Origin of the sequence: Brevundimonas denitrificans, assembly GCF_030160755.1 — a bacterium.
Lineage (GTDB): Bacteria > Pseudomonadota > Alphaproteobacteria > Caulobacterales > Caulobacteraceae > Brevundimonas > Brevundimonas denitrificans.
In genome coordinates this window covers 1-16,376 of sequence record NZ_BSOY01000001.1, presented here as the reverse complement: position 1 = coordinate 16,376, position 16,376 = coordinate 1, and the positions used below count along the sequence as shown (strand labels likewise).

The window sequence follows — 16,376 nt, the reverse complement described above, 5'->3', positions numbered from 1 at the left end:
CCCTCGGCGCGGGTGCAAATCGGGGCATGAAACGGCCAGCGCCCCACTGTCGGCGAAATTGGATGCGGACCTGAGGCCGTGACCTTCGTTCCCCAGCGCCAGCTACGCTTCTACATGACGACCGTGGCCCCCTGCCCCTATCTGCCCGGCCAGACCGAGCGGAAGGTGTTCGCCAATCTGCCGTTCAGCGAGGGCGTTCACGTCAATGACGAACTGACCCAGGCCGGCTTCCGCCGCAGCCAGAACATCGCCTACCGCCCGGCCTGTGAATCCTGCGACGCCTGTGTCTCGGTGCGCCTGCCTGTGTCCGGGTTCAGTTTCTCAAGATCCCAGCGCAAGGTGCTGAAACGAAACGCCGACCTGTCACGGGATCTTGTCGAGGCCGAGGCCACGACGGAACAGTTCGACCTGCTGCGCCGCTACCTTCACGGCCGCCATCCGGGCGGTGGCATGAGCAGCATGGGCTGGCTCGACTATGTCGCCATGGTCGAGGACACGGCTGTCCGGACCCACCTGATCGAGTACCGGCTGCCCTCTCCCGACGGCGGTCCCGGCGATCTGGTCGGCGTCTGCCTGACCGACCTGCTCGGGGACGGCCTGTCCATGGTCTACAGCTTCTTTGATCCGGCGCTGGAGGCCCGCAGCCTCGGGCGGTTCGCCATCCTCGACCATGTGCGCCAGGCGCAGGCCGTCGGCCTGCCCTACGTCTATCTCGGCTACTGGGTCCGGGGCTCGAAGAAGATGGACTACAAGGCCGGGTTCCGGCCGATGGAACAGCTGACCAGACTGGGTTGGGAGCGGATGGCTCAGCCGGCGACGGGCGTCGACGTCGCATAGGCCTCGAACGGCCCGGTCGCCTCACCGGACCAGACGCCCGGATCAACGCCGCCGCCGAACCTGACAAGGGCTTCGATCCGCTTCTGGATCGGCGGATGGGTGGCGAACAGGCCTTCCAGACCCACGCCGTCGGGCTGATTGTCGAGGAACAACTGCTGCACCTCGTCCGGCCCCTTCAGGCGGGACCGGCCCTCGACCTTGCGCAGGGCCGAGATCATCGCGTCCGGGTTCTTGGTCAGTTCGACCGCCCCGGCGTCGGCGACGAACTCGCGCGTCCGCGACAGCATCATCCGGATGACGATCGCCAGGGCGAAGCCGATGGCGGCGAAGGCGAGGCCGATCAGGATCAGCGGCAGGGCGTTCTTGTTGTCCTTCCGCCCGCCGCCGCGCGAGTACATCAGGCCGCGGAACACCAGTTCGGCGATGACGCTGATGATCCCCGCGAAAATCGAGGCGATCACCATCGTCCGCACGTCCTTGTTGATCACGTGGGTCAACTCATGGGCCAGCACCGCCTCCAGCTCGTCGCGGGTCAGGGTGTTCACGAGCCCGCGGGTGACGGTGATGCTGTACTGGCCCTCGTGCAGTCCGGTGGCGAAGGCGTTCAGGCTTTCATTGTCGATCACCCGCAGGGCCGGCGTGCGAAGGCCGCGAGATATGGCGAGGTTTTCCAGCAGGTTGTAGAGGTCAGGCTCAGATTTTCTCTCAACCTTCCGGGCTCCGGTCATCATGTCGATCATGGTCTGGCTGCCGAAGTAGGAGATGGCGAACCAGATGCCGGCGACGACGAAGGCCAAGGGTATGGTGGCGCCCAGCCAGGAAGCCGCCAGGGCCATGTCATCGCCCAGCCCCCGCCCTGTTCCCGGCAGGAAGCCGAAGCCCATGAGCACGAGCTGCAGCCCGTAGATGATGAAGATCATCAGCACGGGGAAGCCGGCCAGCAGCAGGATCGAGCGGGTGTTGTTCGCCCAGATGTGGGTCTGGAGCCCGACGGCGCCCATCAATGCGATCCCCTACGCCGTGAAGCTGACCTTGGGCGGGGCGGCGGTCATGGCGGCGCGATCACCCTCGCCGACGTCGAAGAAGGGCTTGTCGCCGCCGAATCCGACCATTCCGGCGAACAGGACCGTCGGGAATTGACGGCGGACGGCGTTGAACTCGGAAACCGCATTGTTGAAGAAGCGGCGCGCGGCGGCGAGCTTGTTCTCGATGTCCGACAGCTCGCGCTGCAGTTCCAGATAGTTGGTGTTGGCCTTGAGGTCCGGATAGGCCTCGGCGACCGCGAACAGACGGCCCAGCGCGCCGGTCAGCATGTTCTCGGCCTGGACCTTCTCATTGACCGAGGTCGCGCCGGCCGCGGCGGCGCGGGCCTGGGTCACGGCGTCCAGGGTGCCACGTTCATGCGAGGCGTAGCCCTTCACCGTCTCAACGAGGTTGGGGATCAGGTCCTGGCGCTGCTTCAGCTGCACGTCGATGTCGGCGAACGACTGGTCCGCGCGCTGGTCGAGGGCGACCAGCTTGTTGTAGGCGCCGACGACGATGAACAACACCAGCGCGACGATGACGGCGATGACGATCAGGGTGACGATCATTTCGGTTTCTCCGGCCTGGGGAGCAAGTATCGCGCGCGTCCTCCGGCTCGGATAGTGAAATCGGCGCAATCCCGGAATCGCCGGGCCTGCGGAACTGTTTGATGCGCCTCCCCGCCGCGGATAGATTGGCGCGGACCCAAGGGACCATCATGTTTGCACCGCTTCTGGCTTTCGCCCTCGTTCTCGCCCCGACCCAGGACGCGCCGCCTCCGTCCGCGCCCGTTCCGCCCACGGCGGAGCGCTACGAACAGGCCATGCGCTGCGCCGGCGTGATGGCGGCGATGTCCTCCCTGCACGCCTTCACCGGCGACACCGAGGCCAAGACCCGCTCGGACCGGAACGGCCGGGGCTTCATCACGGCGGCGACCGGCTACGCCCAGCCGCTGGGCCTGACCGAGCAGCAGTTGTCCGAGGCCTTTGCCGCCAGCACAGGTCGGGCGCTCGGCGCGATCACCCGCACCCCGGATCAGGCTGCAGCGGATGCGGCTGTGGCCGGGCTCAACGCGGACCATGACGCCTGTATAGCCCTGGCCCGCAGTTGGGTGGCCGAGGCCAACGGAACGTCCTGAGCCAGACCCGTCAGCGGAATTTCCTCAGCCCGCGCGGCCCCTGACGCCCGGCTCCGGCCCGTTTGCCCAGCCAGTCCTTCCAGTCGGGCCAGTTGCGGCGCCGGCCGCCGCCGTCGACCCATTCGGGGCCGTGGGCGCCGTCGAACACCGCCACGTCCGCCAGGCCGCCCTGTTTGTAGGACTGCAGCTTGACCCCCTTGCCCCGGCCCATCTCGGGCAGTTCGGCGAGGGGGAAGATCAGGGCCTTGATGTTGTCGCCGATGGCCGCGACGTGGTCGCCGTTCACACGGATGGCGGCCAGCATCTCGCCGTTCAGCACCTGTTTCCCGCCCCGCTTCTGGGCCAGCAGTTCGTCCTCGGGGGCGATGAAGCCGTAGCCGGCCTTTGAGGCGACCAGCAGCTTGCCGCCCGGCTGGTGCGTCAGGATATTGATGATGTCGGCCTTTTCGTCGAGGTCGATCATCAGCCGCAGCGGTTCGCCGTGGCCCCGACCGGAGGCCAGTTTGTCGGCGCCGACGGTGAAGATGCGGCCGTCGGACGCCGCCACCAGGATCTTGTCGGTCGTATAGCCGGGCACGAGGAAGGCGAGGCTGTCGCCCTCCTTGAACTTCAGCTCCGACGGGTCCTCGACCTTGCCCTTGGCGGCGCGGATCCAGCCGCGTTCGGACAGGATGACGGTGATCGCCTCGCGCGGGATGAAGGCCTCGACCGAGACGAAGGCGGACGAGTCCACGGCCTCGGCGATGGTCGTCCGGCGCGGCGAGACGAGGGCCTTGCGCACGGTCTCCAGATCCTTGCCGACCTGTTTCCACTGCTTCGCGGGCGAGGACGACAGCGACTGCAAGGCTGCAAGTTCGTCTGACAGCGCCTTGTATTCGTTCTCGATCGTCATCTCCTCGATCCGCGCCAGCTGGCGCAGACGGGTGTCGAGGATGAAGTCGGCCTGGAGCTCGCTGAGGCCGAACCGCGCGATCAGGACGGCCTTGGGCTGTTCCTCCTCACGGACGATCCGGATGACCTCGTCGATATTGAGGAAGACGATCCTCAGGCCTTCCAGCAGGTGCAACCGCTTCTCGACCCGGTCGATGCGCCAGCCGGCGCGACGGACCAGCACCTCGCGGCGGTGATCGAGGAAGGCCTGCAGACAGGCCTTCAGCCCCATGACGCGCGGCGTGCCGGTCGCGTCCAGCACGTTCATGTTGATCGGGAAGCGAATTTCGAGGTCGGAGAGCTTGAACAGGCTCTCCATCAGCACCTCGGGCTCGACCGTGCGGCTCTTGGGTTCGATGACCAGCCGGATGTCCTCGGCCGACTCGTCGCGCACGTCGCCCAACAGGGGCGCCTTCTTGTGCTCGATCAGGTCGGCGAGGTCGGCGATCAGTTTCGACTTCTGCACCTGGTAGGGCATCTCGGTGACGATGATGCGCCAGACGCCGCGGCCGAGGTCCTCGGTCTCCCAGCGGGCCCGCAGTCGCACCCCGCCCCGCCCCGTCTCATAGGCCTCGAGGATGGAGGCGTGGCCTTCCACGGCGACGCCGCCGGTCGGGAAGTCCGGTCCCGGGACGATGCCGGCCAGTTCTTCCGTGGTGGCGTCAGGACGTTCGAGCAGCAGGTGGCAGGCGTCGATCAGTTCGCCGACATTGTGCGGCGGGATCGAGGTGGCCATGCCGACGGCGATGCCCGACGAACCGTTGGCCAGCAGATTGGGGAAGCCGGCCGGCAGGACGATCGGCTCTTCGTCCTGATCGTCATAGGTGGCCTTGAAGTCCACCGAGTCCTGGTCGATGCCCTCCATCAGCAGGACGGCGGCGGCGGTCAGCTTGCACTCGGTGTAACGCATGGCCGCGGCGTTATCGCCGTCGATGTTGCCGAAATTGCCCTGGCCGTCGACCAGCGGATAGCGCTGCGAGAAATCCTGCGCCAAGCGCACCAGGGCATCATAGATCGAGGCGTCGCCGTGCGGGTGATAGCCGCCCATGACCTCGCCGACGACCTTGGCGCATTTGCGCGCCGCCGCCTGCGGGTTCAGCCGCATCTGGTGCATGGCGTACATGATCCGCCGGTGCACCGGCTTGAAACCGTCGCGTACGTCCGGCAGGGCGCGGTTGGTGATGGTCGACAGCGCATAGGCCAGATAGCGGCGCGACAGCGCCTCGCTCATCGGCTCATCGACAATGCGTCCGCCTTCCGGCGGCGGGGTGTGAACGGTCATGGGGTCCGAATCGGCGGTCTGAGGCTTGGAGTCTAGACCGCCACGATCAATTCCGGCCGGGAATGATCGCTCGGCCGGCAGTCAGCCTGTGGGCTAACAGAAGGCCGAGGATCGTGCCTAGCAGCCCGCCGCCGGCCATGCCGCCCAGGTAGCCGCCGACGAGGAATGCGGCGGCGGCCTGGGAGCCTTCTTCCATACCAATCAGGGACGGAACGAAGATGGCGGCCGTGGACAGTGCGAAGGACATCCAGACCCCCAGCGTCCCCGCCAACGCCAGGTAGACCGAGAGTACGCGCAGGGGCTTGATAAGTGCCAGAACCCCGCACCCGATCAGGCCGAGAAGCCATAGAGGCAGGACTAGAAAGTAGATCAGTGTCGCCTCCCCGCGCCGATGCAGCCACTATGACTTTCCCGGCGCAGCCGTCAAAGCCGTCCCGCCTCGCGCAGCTTGTCGATCATCCACACCCGTGCGGGCGGAATAGGCCGGTTCTGCGGGTGAAAAACGAACTGTTCGAGGAAATGGGCGGTCAGGTCGAGGCCCGCCCCGACGTCGCCGTCTCCCAGCCCGGCCTGGGCCCCCAACATGAAGGGCGGCAGTTTCAACAACTTGTCGGCATAGGGCGCGCCGGCGTCGGCGCTGACGGCGCGGCCGGTGCGGGGGCTGACCCAGACCAGGTCGTCCATCGTCCCGGTGACGGCGCAGCGAGACAGGTCGAGGCCGAAGCCCAGATCCTCCAGCAGACCCGCCTCGAAGCGCACGAAGATGGCCGGCCAGACGTCCGGCAGGGCGAAGGCCGACATCAGCGCCTCGAAGGCGAGGAAGGCGCCGGGATGCGGCTCGCGCTCGGGCAGGCTCCCTTGCGCCACCGCGGCGGCGGCGGCGAGGCCCGTCAGGGCCAGGGGATCGTCGAACAGGGCGCTGGGCCCCTCCCCCACCGGCTCCAGCCGGGCCGAGCCGAGATGATCCGAGGTGCGCGCCTTGTACTCTGCGGTCACCCGCGCCCCGGCCTGCAGGAAGGGCTTCATCCGCCGCGACGCCCCGCCGGCGACATAGGCCGCCCGCCGTCCATGCGTCTCCGTCAACAGTTCGACCACCACGCCGGTGTCGCCATGGGCGCGGGCGGAGAGGACGAAGGCGTCGTCGGTGAAATCCATGGAGGGGTGTTAGAGGTCCGGGCCGGAGTTGGCCATACGTTCCGTTTTTCGGCTATTCGGCCGCGGCCCGGATTCGCGCCGTCATGTCCCGCGCCAGGGCGTTGGGGATGGGGAAGGTCAGGGCGTAGAGGGCGATTCGCCACCGGCCGTCCTCGCCGCGCACCAACACCCCCGTGCCCCGGCTCGTGCCGTAGCTTGCGCTGTCCAGCGCCTCGTCGAACCAGACCACGCAGCGGCAGTCCAGCGGCGCCAGGGTCAGGGACCGCGAGCGCGGCGTATAGGTCCAGCCGCGGCCCTGGTTGAAGTACGGCTCGGCATAGGCCCGGAACTCGGCGATCGACCAGTGCTCGGTCACGTCGGTGCCGATATAGGTCGCGTCGGGCGTGAACAGGTCGAAATAGACCGCCCCGTCCGCCTTCGACGCCGCTTCGTGCAGGGCGTCCAGCACAGCGGCGGCGGCCTCCTCCTCCGGCGTGTCGGCGGCCTCGCCGGGGGCGTCGATGATCGGGGTGGCGGCTTCGAAGGCCTTGATCTCGGCCGTCATGCCATTCGCGAGATCATTGGGGATCGGATAGCTGAGGGCGTAGCGCAGCACCTGCCAGGTCTCGCCATGGCGCACCATCAGGCCCTCGCCCCGCGCCGTGCCGTAGGTGGCGCTGTCCAGGACCTCGTTGAACCAGGCCACGCAGTTGCAGGGGTCGGGCGCGAGACTGACATAGCGGCCGTACTGACGGGCCGAATAGGTCCAGCCCTCCCCACGCGCGAAGACGGGAGCGGCAAAGGCCAGGAAGGCGTCGCGGTCCCAGCGCTCCGAGGTTTCATTGCCGACCCAGACCAGGTCGGGAGCGAGGCGTGCGGCCCAGGCGTCGGCGTCCGCGCGGGCGGCGGCGGCATGCATTTCGGTCAGGGCGACCGAGGCGGCCACTTCGGGCGGATATGGGTCGGGTGCGGTCAGGACCAGGACGGCGGCGGCGGCGAGAGACAGCATGGCGTGCTCCGGAACAGTCCTCCCTGCTTACCTGTCCGCCCAATATTTAACCGAACGGTTGACAGCAGCGACAGGTGGATGCATTTAACCTGTCAGTTACACACAAAGCTCATCCCATGCAGACCGACCCCCTCTCCGCCAAATTCGCCGCCCTGGCCGACCCGACCCGTCGGGCCATCCTGGCGCGGCTGTGCGAGGGCGAGGCCAGCGTCAACGATCTGGCCGCCCCGTTCGACATGAGCCTGCCCGCCGTGTCGAAACATCTGAAGGTGCTGGAGAAGGCCGGACTGATCAGCCGCGGCCGCGAGGCGCAATGGCGCCCTGCCCGACTCGAACCGATGGGCATGAAGGGCATCGCCGAGTGGCTGGAACACTACCGCCGCTACTGGGACGCCAGCTTCGACCGGCTCGACGCCTATTTGAAGAAGATCCAGAAGGGAGACCCCCGTGGCCCAGGACATTGAAACCAACCCCTGCAACACCGATGGCGTCGCCCATCAGCACGCCCTGGTCCTGCGCCGCGTGCTGGACGCCCCGCCGGAGCAGATCTGGAAGGCGTGGATGACGCCGGAACTGCTGCAGCAGTGGTTCGCCCCCAGGCCGTGGACGATCTCGGACGTGCAGGTCGATCCGCGCCCCGGCGGCGTGTTCAACTTCGTCATGCACGGCCCCGACGGCGAACGCTTTCCCAACAGCGGCGTCTTCCTCGAAGCCGTTCCGAACCGTCGCTGGATCACGACGGACGCCCTTACCCCGGCCTGGGAGCCGGCGGGCCAGCCCTTCATGGTCGCCGCCGTGGAGCTGACCCCCATGGCGGACGGCAAGACCGAATATGTCGCCACGGCGCGGCACTGGAACGCCGAGACGATGAAGCAGCACGAGGCGATGGGCTTCCACGAAGGCTGGGGGACCTGCGCCGATCAGCTGGCCGAACTGCTGAAGACCCTCTGACCCCCCCGGCCCCGCTGAAGAGCCCGCCCGATGACCGTCGTCGACCGTATCGCCACCCGCCCCACCCTGCAGATGCAGCGTCATTTCGATGCGCCGCGGCCGCTGGTGTGGAGGGCGTGGACCAACCCCGAGGTCATGGTGCTGTGGCTGGGGCCGGTCGAATGGCCGGCGGTCAGCGCCACCCAGGATCTGCGGGTCGGCGGCGCGTGGCGCGCCTGTCTGCGCTCCCCCGACACCGGACAGGACCTCTGGCAGGGCGGGGTCTATCGCCAGATCGTCCCCGAGGAGCGGCTGGTCTTCACCTTCAAATGGGACGAGTCGCATGAGGACGGGCCGCCGGTGGACACCCTGGTGACCGTCCAGCTCAGCGACGCGCCGGGCGGCGGCACCCTGATGGACTTCACCCACGAGGGGCTGAAGTCGGAACAGAGCCTGACCGGACACAAACACGGCTGGACCAGCACCTTCGACCGGCTGGAGGCCTTTCTGGCGGCGGGCGGCGCATCCTGAGGACCGCCCGTCGGATGCATCAGTAGAGACGCCGCGGCGTCACGCGTTGGGATCAACCGGCTCATAGGAGCGAAGTCCATGAAGATCGTGACCAGCCTCAGCTTCCGGGGTGAATGCCGGGAAGCCTTTGAGTTCTACGCCCGGGTTCTGGGCGGCAGGATCACCGCAGCCATGCCCTATGGCGACGCCCCGCCCGAAATGCCCATCGGTCCTGAGTACAAGGACTGGCTGATGCATTGCTGGCTGCAGGTCGGCGACCAGGCGCTGATGGGCTCCGACTCTCCGCCCGAGTACGCCCCGCCCCTGGACCAGCTCAAGAACGGGTTCGACGTCACCCTGCACACTGACGATGCGGCCCAGGCCCGGCGCTGGTACGACGCCCTGGTCGAGGGCGGGCAGCCGACCATGCCCTTCTCGGAGACCTTCTGGTCGCCCGGGTTTGGCGGGCTGATCGACAAATTCGGCGTGCCGTGGATGGTCAACACCATGCCCGCCGCTCCCTGTGAGACGGGCCAGTGAAGGCCTCGCCCTCCGTCTGGACGGGGCGGGTGCTGAGCGGGCTGTTCGTCCTGTTCATGCTCGCCGCCTCGATCGCCCCGAAATTCCTCATGGCGGACATGGTCGCCGAGCAGAATATGACCCCGCTCGGCTGGCCGGCGAAATACCTGATGCTGATCGGGTTGATCGAGCTGGCCTGTGTGATCCTCTACGGCATCCCCCGCACCAGCCTGCTCGGCGCGGTGCTGATGACCGGCCTGCTGGGCGGGGCCATCGCCGCGAATCTGCGGGTCGAGAACCCGCTGTTCAGCCACACCCTGTTCGGCGTCTACCTCGGTCTGTTCATGTGGGGCGGGCTGTGGCTGAGGGACGCCTCGCTGCGCGCGATCTTCCCGTTCCGGAGGGCCGCCGCATGACCATCGACGTCGCCATCCCCGACCATCTCACCCGCCTGTCGATCCGACGCGAGTTCGAGGCGCCGCGGGCGCTGGTATGGAAGATGTGGACCGATCCCGCCCATGTCGCGGTCTGGTGGGCTCCCGAGCATTTTACGACCCCGGTCGCCGAGATGGAGGTGCGGCCGGGCGGTTCCATCCACGTGGTGATGCGGGCGCCGGACGGAAGCGATCACCCCTTCGACGGCCGATTCATCGCCCTCGACGAGCCCGAGCGGCTGGTGATGCGGACCTGGGTCAACTGCGCCGACGGCTCGACCTGGTTCGAGGTCGAACAGACCGTTTTCCTTGACGAGGTAGATGGCCGGACGATCTTGCGGCTTGAGGTCAGGGCGATCACCGCCGGCGCCGACGCTCTCGGCCCGTTCAGCGGCATGGAAGCCGGCTGGAACGGCAGCCTCGACAAGCTCGAGGCCCACGTCCGCGCCGTGACCGGAGGCCAGGAGTAGGAACCATGCGCACGATCAGAACCGCGAGCTTCGTCAGCCTCGACGGCGTCATGCAGGCGCCCGGCGGGCCCGATGAGGACACGACCGGCGGCTTCAGATTTGGAGGCTGGGTCTGGCCCCATTTCGACGAGGCCTCAGGCGGGCTGATGGGCGAGGCCATGGGTGAGGATTACGATCTGCTGCTGGGCCGCCGGACCTACGAGATCTTCGCCGCCTACTGGCCGCACATGGACGAGGGTCTCGGTCGGACGTTCAACACCATCAACAAATACGTCGCGGCCGGGCCGGACACGCCGATGACCTGGGCCCACAGCCATCGGCTGGAAGGCGACCTCGCGGAAGCGGTGCGCGCATTGAAGGCGACCGAGGGCCGCGACCTGCTGATCCAGGGATCGAGCGAGGTCATCCACACCCTGCTGGCCCACGATCTGATCGACCAGCTGACCCTGCTGACCTTCCCGGTGATCCTCGGCGCGGGCAAACGGCTGTTCGACGACGGCGCCCACCCCGGCGCCTGGTCGCTGACGCGGACGCGGCAGTCCGCATCGGGGGTGGCGGCCCACACCTGGCGGAGGACTGCCCTCCCGCCGCCGACAGGATCCTTCGGCGAGGTCGAACCCGGCGAGGCCGAACGGGCGCGCCGCGCGCGATGGGCCCGCGAGGCCTGAGGCCGCGCCGGGCTACGCAGTCTTCCGGGCTGGCCGTGGCGGGCCCGGGCGCCTAGATCGGACGCATGGCCCCCTCACGCATCCGCTCCGTCGCCCTGCAGTCGAAGATCATGAGCGCCGAGGACGCCGCCGCGCTGATCCCGGCCAACAGCACCGTAGGGATGAGCGGCTTCACGGGCTCGGGCTATCCCAAGGCCATCGCCCCGGCGCTGGCCGCCCGCATCGAGGCCGAGCACGCCCGGGGCGCCCCGTTCCGGCTCAAGGTCTGGACCGGCGCCTCGACCGGCCCGGAACTCGACGGGGCACTGGCCCGGGCGGACGGCATCGAATTCCGCCTGCCCTACAACTCCGATCCGATCGCGCGGGAGAAGATCAACAAGGGCGAGATGGAATATCTCGACATGCACCTGAGCCAGGTGGCCCCGATGGCCTGGCAGGGCTTCCTTGGGCCTCTGGAGACGGCCGTGATCGAGGTGGCGGGCATCCGGGAGGACGGCTCGCTGATCCCCTCGTCCTCGGTCGGCAACAACAAGACCTGGCTGGACCGCGCCGATCAGGTGATCCTCGAGGTCAACTCCTGGCAGAACGAGGCGCTGGAGGGGATGCATGACATCTACTACGGCACCGCCCTGCCGCCCGACCGGGTGCCGATCCCGCTGATACGGTCCGACGACCGGATCGGCCAGCCGACCTTCCGCTGTGATCCGGCCAAGGTCGTGGCTGTGGTCGAGACCCATTCGCCGGACCGAAACGCGCCCTTCGACCCGCCGAACGACGCAGCCAGAGCGATCGCGGGCCACCTGCTGGAGTTCCTGTCGCACGAGGTCAAGGTCGGCCGCCTGCCCGCCTCGTTGCTGCCGCTGCAGTCGGGCGTGGGCAATATCGCCAACGCCGTCCTGACCGGGCTGGTGGACGCTCCGTTCGAGAATCTGACGGCCTTCACCGAGGTCATCCAGGACGGCATGCTCGACCTGCTGGACAGCGACAAGCTGCGCGTCGCCTCGGCCACGGCCTTCTCGCTGAGCCCGGACGCGGCGGCGGACCTGAATGCCCGGATGTCGGAGTTCCGGAACCGGATCATCCTGCGGCCGCAGGAGATATCGAACCATCCCGAGCTGATCCGCCGCCTCGGCTGCATCGCCATGAACGGCCTGATCGAGGCGGACATCTACGGCAACGTCAACTCGACCCACATCATGGGCTCGCGCATCCAGAACGGCATCGGCGGCTCCGGCGACTTCGCCCGCAACGCCTTCATCTCGGTGTTCATGACGCCGTCCACGGCCAAGGGCGGCCGGATTTCAGCGATCGTGCCCCACGCCAGCCATGTCGACCACATCACCCAGGACGTCCAGGTCCTGGTCACCGAACAGGGGCTGGCCGACCTGCGCGGCCTGTCGCCGAAGCAGCGGGCCCGGGTGATCATCCCCAACTGCGCTCACCCTGACTATCGCGATCAGCTGCAGGACTATTACGACCGCGCCCTCAAGGGCTCCTACGGCCTGCAGTCGCCGACCCTGCTGAACGAGGCGCTGTCGTGGCACCAGAGGTTCGTCGAGACGGGAACGATGCGGCTCTGACCCGTCAGCGCGTCATCGTCGTCGGAAACGGCCGGCCCAGCGCCTCGGCCATGCCCTGCTGGGACAGCAGGAAAACCGCGTCGCGCTGGTGAAAATTATTGGACAGGACGATCACGGTGACGTCCCCGTCCGGCTGATAGCTCATCAGGTTGCGGAACCCCGACCAGCTCCCGGTGTGGAAGATCTGGCGATCAAGGAAGGCCGGCGAGACGCGCTGGCCGATGCTGTTGGCGAAGACGCCGAAGCCCCAGCCGCGACGTGGGCGGCCGCGTTCGTCGGGCGTGTCCGCCGGCGCATGGTCGGCGATCATCATTGCGTAGCTGCGCGGGCTCAGGAGGCGACCGCCATGCAGGGCGCGCTGCCAGACCAGCAGGTCGTCGAGCGTCGAGTACAGCGCCCCTGCCCCGACGATGATGCTGACGTTGGCGTCGGGCTGCTCGGAGGGGCCGCCTCCGCCGAGGTTGGCGTAGCCCATGACCACCTCCGACGCGCCGTCGTCATACCCGGTGTCGGCCATGCCGAGCGGCGCGAAGAAGGCGGTTTTCAGATAGTCATGCAGGGGCGCCCCGCTGGCCTTCTCGACCACGGCGCCCAGCAGATTATAGGCGGCGTTGTTGTAGCGCACCTTCGATCCGGGTGGGAACTGAAGGCCATACTGCGTGGATTCTGCAGTTAGTTCTTCCATGGATGCTGGCGTCACGCGACGGATGCCCCAGGCGGGTCGCGCCATCAGATCCGGAATTCCGGAGCTGTGGCCGAGCAGGTGATGCAGCCGGATCGGCGCCCAGGCCGGCGGGCACGGCTCGATCCATTTGCACAGCGGATCATCGACGGACAGCACGCCCTCGTCCTGCAGCCTCAGAATGGCGGCGGCGGTGAACTGTTTGCTGACAGATGCCAGGCGGAAGCGGGAATTCAGTTGCAGCGGAGTCCCCAAGCTCCGGTTCGCGAAGCCGTGGACCTGCCGGAACAGCACCTCGTCGCCCCGCGCGACCAGCACGCCGCCGGTGAACTGGCCCGAGCCGCCCCAGCGGGTCAGCTGTTCCGTCAGTTGCGGCAGGGCCTCGACCACGACGACCGGAGGCCGCGGCGGCAGGGGCTCAGGCCCTGGCGCTGTGGGGGCGGGTCGAACAGTCGCCCAAGCGACCAGCCCGGCGACCAGGACGAGCAACACGGCGATGATCGCCATCGCCAGCCGGGGATGCCCCCCGGATTGTCTGGGAACGTGGAACAAGGGTCTAGACGTCGAAATCCAGCCCGAACTGGGCGTAAAGGGCTCTGGAGTCCTGCCATTTCGGGTCGACCTTGACCGTGATGAACAGATGCACGGGGCGGTCGAGCAGTTCGGTCAGTTCCTCGCGCGACTTCTGGCCGATCCATTTCAGGGTCTGGCCGCCCTTGCCCAGCACGATCGGCCGCTGGCTCTCGCGTTCGACATAGATGATCTGTTCGATCCGGGCCGAGCCGTCGGCCTTGTCCTCGAAGGCCGTGGTCTCCACCGCCGCCGAATAGGGCAGTTCCTCATGGACGCGCAGATAGACCTTCTCGCGCGTGATCTCGGCCGCCAGCACCCGCATCGGCACGTCGGCGGATTGATCCTCGGGATAGAGCCAGTGGCCCTCGGGCATCGACCGGGCCAATCGCTGCTTGAGGTCGTCGACCCCGTCGCCGCTGAGCGCCGAGATCATATAGACCTCGGAATAGACGCCGGTCTCGAACAGCCTCTGGGACAGGGCCAGCAGGGTGTCGCGGCGCATGCCGTCGATCTTGTTCAAGGCCAGGATGACCTTGGTCCCCGAGGCCTTCAGATTGGCGATGATGGTCTCGGTGTCCTCGGCCGAGCGGCGGTCTGCGGCCTGGCCTTCCTTGCCCTCGGCGGCGATGTGCGAGGCGGCGTCGATCAGATGCACGACCACATCGGCGTCCGAGGCCCCGCCCCAGGCCGAGGCGACCATGGCGCGGTCCAGCCGGCGCCGCGGCGTGAAGATGCCGGGCGTATCGACCAGCACGATCTGGGCGTTGCCCTCAATGGCGATGCCGCGCACGGGGAAGCGCGTGGTCTGGACCTTCTGTGTGACGATCGAGACCTTGGTACCGGTCAGCCGGTTGACCAGCGTGGACTTGCCCGCATTGGGCGCGCCGATGATGGCGGCGAAGCCGGCCCGCTGGTTTTCTGTATCGGTCAAATCACGCCTTCACGCTGCAGCAGGCCGATCGCGGCCGCTTTCTCCGCGTCCTGACGCGAACGACCTTGCGCGGTCAAGGGCGGATATCCGGCCACGCTGGCTTCCACTGTGAAAGTGGGGGCGTGGTCCGACCCCTTCCGTTCCACGATCCGGTAGGCCGGCAGGGGTTTTCCGAGCCCCAGCGCCCATTCCTGCAGCGCCGATTTGGGGTTGGCCAACGATTTTTGCGGCGGGGCGGACAGCTCGTTCTCCCATGCCCGGTCGAACACCGCCCGGACCGCGTCGAAGCCGCCGTCCAGCCAGACCGCCGCCAGCAAGGCTTCCATGGCGTCGCCCAGCACGCCTTCGCGCCGGCGCCCGCCCTGTTTGGTCTCTCCCGGCGACAGGCGCATGGCGTCGCCCACCCCCATGGCTTCGGCCACACGGGCGCAGGCGGCCTTGTCGACCAGGGCGTGCAGTCGCGAGGACATCTCGCCCTCGTTGGAGTCGGGAAAGTCGCGCACCAGCCGGTCGGCGACCAGCAGGCCCAGAACCCGGTCGCCCAGGAACTCCAGACGCTGGTTGTCGGCGAACGGCCGGCCGCGGGCGTCGCGCTCGGCCCCCTCCCCGACGCTGGCGTGCGTCAGCGCCAGATCCAGCAGCGCCGGATCCCGGAAGTCGTGGCCGAGGCGGCGCCGCAGCGCCTGAACAGCCTCGGCCCGTCGGTCCGCCATCAGTCGAGGACGGTGAAGAACCGGCTCGGACGGATCTTCGAGAACCAGCTGACCGGGTTCCACAGCGAGGCGCCGGGCGACCAGGAGAACAGGATGATCTCGGCCTTGCCGATCAGGTTCTCGGCCGGGACATAGCCCACGCCGGCCGACTGGTCGTAGCGGCTGTCCTGCGAGTTGTCGCGGTTGTCGCCGATCATGAAGTAGTGGCCGGCCGGCACCTCGAACACCGGAGTGTTGTCCGAGATATTGCCGGGACCCCAGTCCTGGATGTTGATCTGACGGCCTTCCGGCAGGGTCTCGCGCAGCTGGATGGTCAGCTGGGTCCCGTACAGGTTCTGGACATCCTGGCGGCTCATTTCGACGTCGCGCACCGCCGTGCCGTTGATGAACAGCACATTGTCGATCATCTGGATGCGGTCGCCCGGCAGGCCGATCAGGCGTTTGATGTAGTCCGTCTCATTGTCGCGCGGCAGTTTGAACACGACGATGTCGCCGCGCCGGGGCTCCTGGCTGACGCCCGGCAGCATGATCCGGCCGTTGAAGACCGGCGGGCTGAACGGGATCGAGTGTTTCGAATAGCCGTAGCTCCACTTCGACACGACGATGTAGTCGCCCTCGTAGAGGTTCGGCTCCATCGAGGCGGACGGAATGGTGAACGGCTGGAACAGCACCACGCGCAGCACCAGGGCGATCAGCAGGGCGAAGAAGATCGTCTTGAAGATCTCCATGCCCTCGCTGCTGGAGCCCTTTGACTTGCGCTTCTTGCCGGAACCGCGGGCATAGACGGGGGTCGCGTCGACGTCCTCGAAAGGCGCATCGCCGGAGTCGCTCCAGACGGGCGGCTTCGCTGCGGCGGCTGCGGCGGCGCCGGCGACCGCGGCGGCTGCGACCGGCGCGGCGTTTCCGTGATCGTCATGCCCATGGCCGGCGTCGTGGCCGTGCGCGGCAGGCGCAGCGTGGCCGTGGTCGTCGTGACCGTGGGCGTCGGGCGCAGCATGCCCGTGATCGTCGTG

At 67.7% G+C, this 16,376-nt stretch carries 20 protein-coding genes; 10 read left to right on the top strand and 10 right to left on the bottom strand.

What is annotated here, in order from left to right; all coding sequences use genetic code 11:
- The first annotated feature begins 78 nt into the window (after window positions 1-78).
- Complete coding sequence (locus QQJ79_RS00100; protein ID WP_284219836.1) at window positions 79-837, top strand: arginyltransferase; 759 nt, start codon at window positions 79-81, stop codon at window positions 835-837.
- Here QQJ79_RS00100 and QQJ79_RS00095 read toward each other — a convergent pair.
- Both QQJ79_RS00095 and QQJ79_RS00090 read right to left on the bottom strand, forming a co-directional pair.
- Window positions 807-1,838, bottom strand: coding sequence for a M48 family metallopeptidase (locus QQJ79_RS00095; protein ID WP_284219834.1), 1,032 nt, complete (start codon window positions 1,836-1,838; stop codon window positions 807-809). The genes QQJ79_RS00100 and QQJ79_RS00095 overlap by 31 nt on opposite strands.
- A 12-nt stretch (window positions 1,839-1,850) precedes the next feature.
- On the bottom strand, window positions 1,851-2,429 hold the full coding sequence (locus QQJ79_RS00090) for a LemA family protein (protein WP_284219832.1): 579 nt from the start codon (window positions 2,427-2,429) through the stop codon (window positions 1,851-1,853).
- A gap of 149 nt (window positions 2,430-2,578) precedes the next feature.
- Here QQJ79_RS00090 and QQJ79_RS00085 point away from each other — a divergent pair, with 149 nt between their 5' ends.
- Entirely contained in the window at window positions 2,579-2,998 is a 420-nt protein-coding gene (locus QQJ79_RS00085; protein WP_284219830.1) for a hypothetical protein, read from the top strand.
- 10 nt (window positions 2,999-3,008) lie between these two features.
- On the opposite strand, the gene parC is transcribed toward QQJ79_RS00085, so the two are convergent.
- From parC to QQJ79_RS00065, 4 genes are all read right to left on the bottom strand, one after another.
- The gene (parC, locus tag QQJ79_RS00080; RefSeq protein WP_284219829.1) at window positions 3,009-5,210 is read right to left on the bottom strand and encodes a DNA topoisomerase IV subunit A; all 2,202 of its coding nucleotides are present in this window, start codon (window positions 5,208-5,210) and stop codon (window positions 3,009-3,011) included.
- Between the two features lie 46 nt (window positions 5,211-5,256).
- A complete protein-coding gene (locus tag QQJ79_RS00075) occupies window positions 5,257-5,457 on the bottom strand; it encodes a hypothetical protein (RefSeq protein WP_284219827.1) in 201 nt (66 codons plus the stop codon).
- A gap of 176 nt (window positions 5,458-5,633) precedes the next feature.
- Window positions 5,634-6,365 (bottom strand): DNA repair protein RecO, encoded by a 732-nt coding sequence (gene recO / locus QQJ79_RS00070; RefSeq protein ID WP_284219825.1) that lies wholly within the window; start codon window positions 6,363-6,365, stop codon window positions 5,634-5,636.
- Between the two features lie 52 nt (window positions 6,366-6,417).
- Entirely contained in the window at window positions 6,418-7,353 is a 936-nt protein-coding gene (locus QQJ79_RS00065) for a nuclear transport factor 2 family protein (RefSeq protein ID WP_284219823.1), read from the bottom strand.
- A 116-nt stretch (window positions 7,354-7,469) separates the two neighbouring features.
- Here QQJ79_RS00065 and QQJ79_RS00060 point away from each other — a divergent pair, with 116 nt between their 5' ends.
- From QQJ79_RS00060 to scpC, 8 genes are all read left to right on the top strand, one after another.
- A complete protein-coding gene (locus tag QQJ79_RS00060) occupies window positions 7,470-7,817 on the top strand; it encodes an ArsR/SmtB family transcription factor (RefSeq protein WP_284219821.1) in 348 nt (115 codons plus the stop codon).
- Window positions 7,801-8,304, top strand: a complete 504-nt coding sequence (locus QQJ79_RS00055) for an SRPBCC family protein (RefSeq protein ID WP_284219819.1) — start codon at window positions 7,801-7,803, stop codon at window positions 8,302-8,304. The genes QQJ79_RS00060 and QQJ79_RS00055 overlap by 17 nt, the downstream gene beginning before the upstream one ends.
- A 30-nt stretch (window positions 8,305-8,334) precedes the next feature.
- Window positions 8,335-8,814, top strand: a complete 480-nt coding sequence (locus QQJ79_RS00050) for an SRPBCC family protein (protein WP_284219817.1) — start codon at window positions 8,335-8,337, stop codon at window positions 8,812-8,814.
- Window positions 8,815-8,892: 78 nt separating this feature from the next.
- Window positions 8,893-9,333 (top strand): VOC family protein, encoded by a 441-nt coding sequence (locus tag QQJ79_RS00045; protein ID WP_284219815.1) that lies wholly within the window; start codon window positions 8,893-8,895, stop codon window positions 9,331-9,333.
- On the top strand, window positions 9,330-9,728 hold the full coding sequence (locus QQJ79_RS00040) for a DoxX family protein (RefSeq protein ID WP_284219814.1): 399 nt from the start codon (window positions 9,330-9,332) through the stop codon (window positions 9,726-9,728). Before QQJ79_RS00045 ends, QQJ79_RS00040 begins: the two co-directional genes overlap by 4 nt.
- Window positions 9,725-10,216: an SRPBCC family protein gene (locus QQJ79_RS00035; RefSeq protein WP_284219812.1), complete on the top strand. Its 492-nt coding sequence runs from the start codon at window positions 9,725-9,727 to the stop codon at window positions 10,214-10,216. Before QQJ79_RS00040 ends, QQJ79_RS00035 begins: the two co-directional genes overlap by 4 nt.
- Window positions 10,217-10,221: 5 nt before the next feature.
- Window positions 10,222-10,884: a dihydrofolate reductase family protein gene (locus QQJ79_RS00030; RefSeq protein WP_284219810.1), complete on the top strand. Its 663-nt coding sequence runs from the start codon at window positions 10,222-10,224 to the stop codon at window positions 10,882-10,884.
- Between the two features lie 65 nt (window positions 10,885-10,949).
- Window positions 10,950-12,464: a succinyl-CoA:acetate CoA-transferase ScpC gene (gene scpC, locus QQJ79_RS00025; protein WP_284219809.1), complete on the top strand. Its 1,515-nt coding sequence runs from the start codon at window positions 10,950-10,952 to the stop codon at window positions 12,462-12,464.
- Window positions 12,465-12,468: 4 nt separating this feature from the next.
- Here the strand turns inward: scpC and QQJ79_RS00020 are convergent, their stop codons facing one another.
- The 4 genes from QQJ79_RS00020 to lepB are packed head-to-tail and all read right to left on the bottom strand — an operon-like array spanning window position 12,469 to window position 16,091.
- A complete protein-coding gene (locus tag QQJ79_RS00020) occupies window positions 12,469-13,653 on the bottom strand; it encodes a serine hydrolase domain-containing protein (RefSeq protein ID WP_284219807.1) in 1,185 nt (394 codons plus the stop codon).
- Window positions 13,654-13,702: 49 nt separating this feature from the next.
- Window positions 13,703-14,650, bottom strand: coding sequence for a GTPase Era (gene era, locus QQJ79_RS00015; RefSeq protein ID WP_284219805.1), 948 nt, complete (start codon window positions 14,648-14,650; stop codon window positions 13,703-13,705).
- Window positions 14,647-15,363 carry a ribonuclease III gene (gene rnc, locus QQJ79_RS00010; RefSeq protein ID WP_284219803.1) on the bottom strand — a complete coding sequence of 239 codons (717 nt, stop codon included), beginning with the start codon at window positions 15,361-15,363 and terminating at the stop codon, window positions 14,647-14,649. The genes era and rnc overlap by 4 nt, the downstream gene beginning before the upstream one ends.
- Window positions 15,363-16,091 (bottom strand): signal peptidase I, encoded by a 729-nt coding sequence (gene lepB / locus QQJ79_RS00005; protein ID WP_284220067.1) that lies wholly within the window; start codon window positions 16,089-16,091, stop codon window positions 15,363-15,365. The genes rnc and lepB overlap by 1 nt, the downstream gene beginning before the upstream one ends.
- Between the last annotated feature and the right edge of the window lie 285 nt (window positions 16,092-16,376).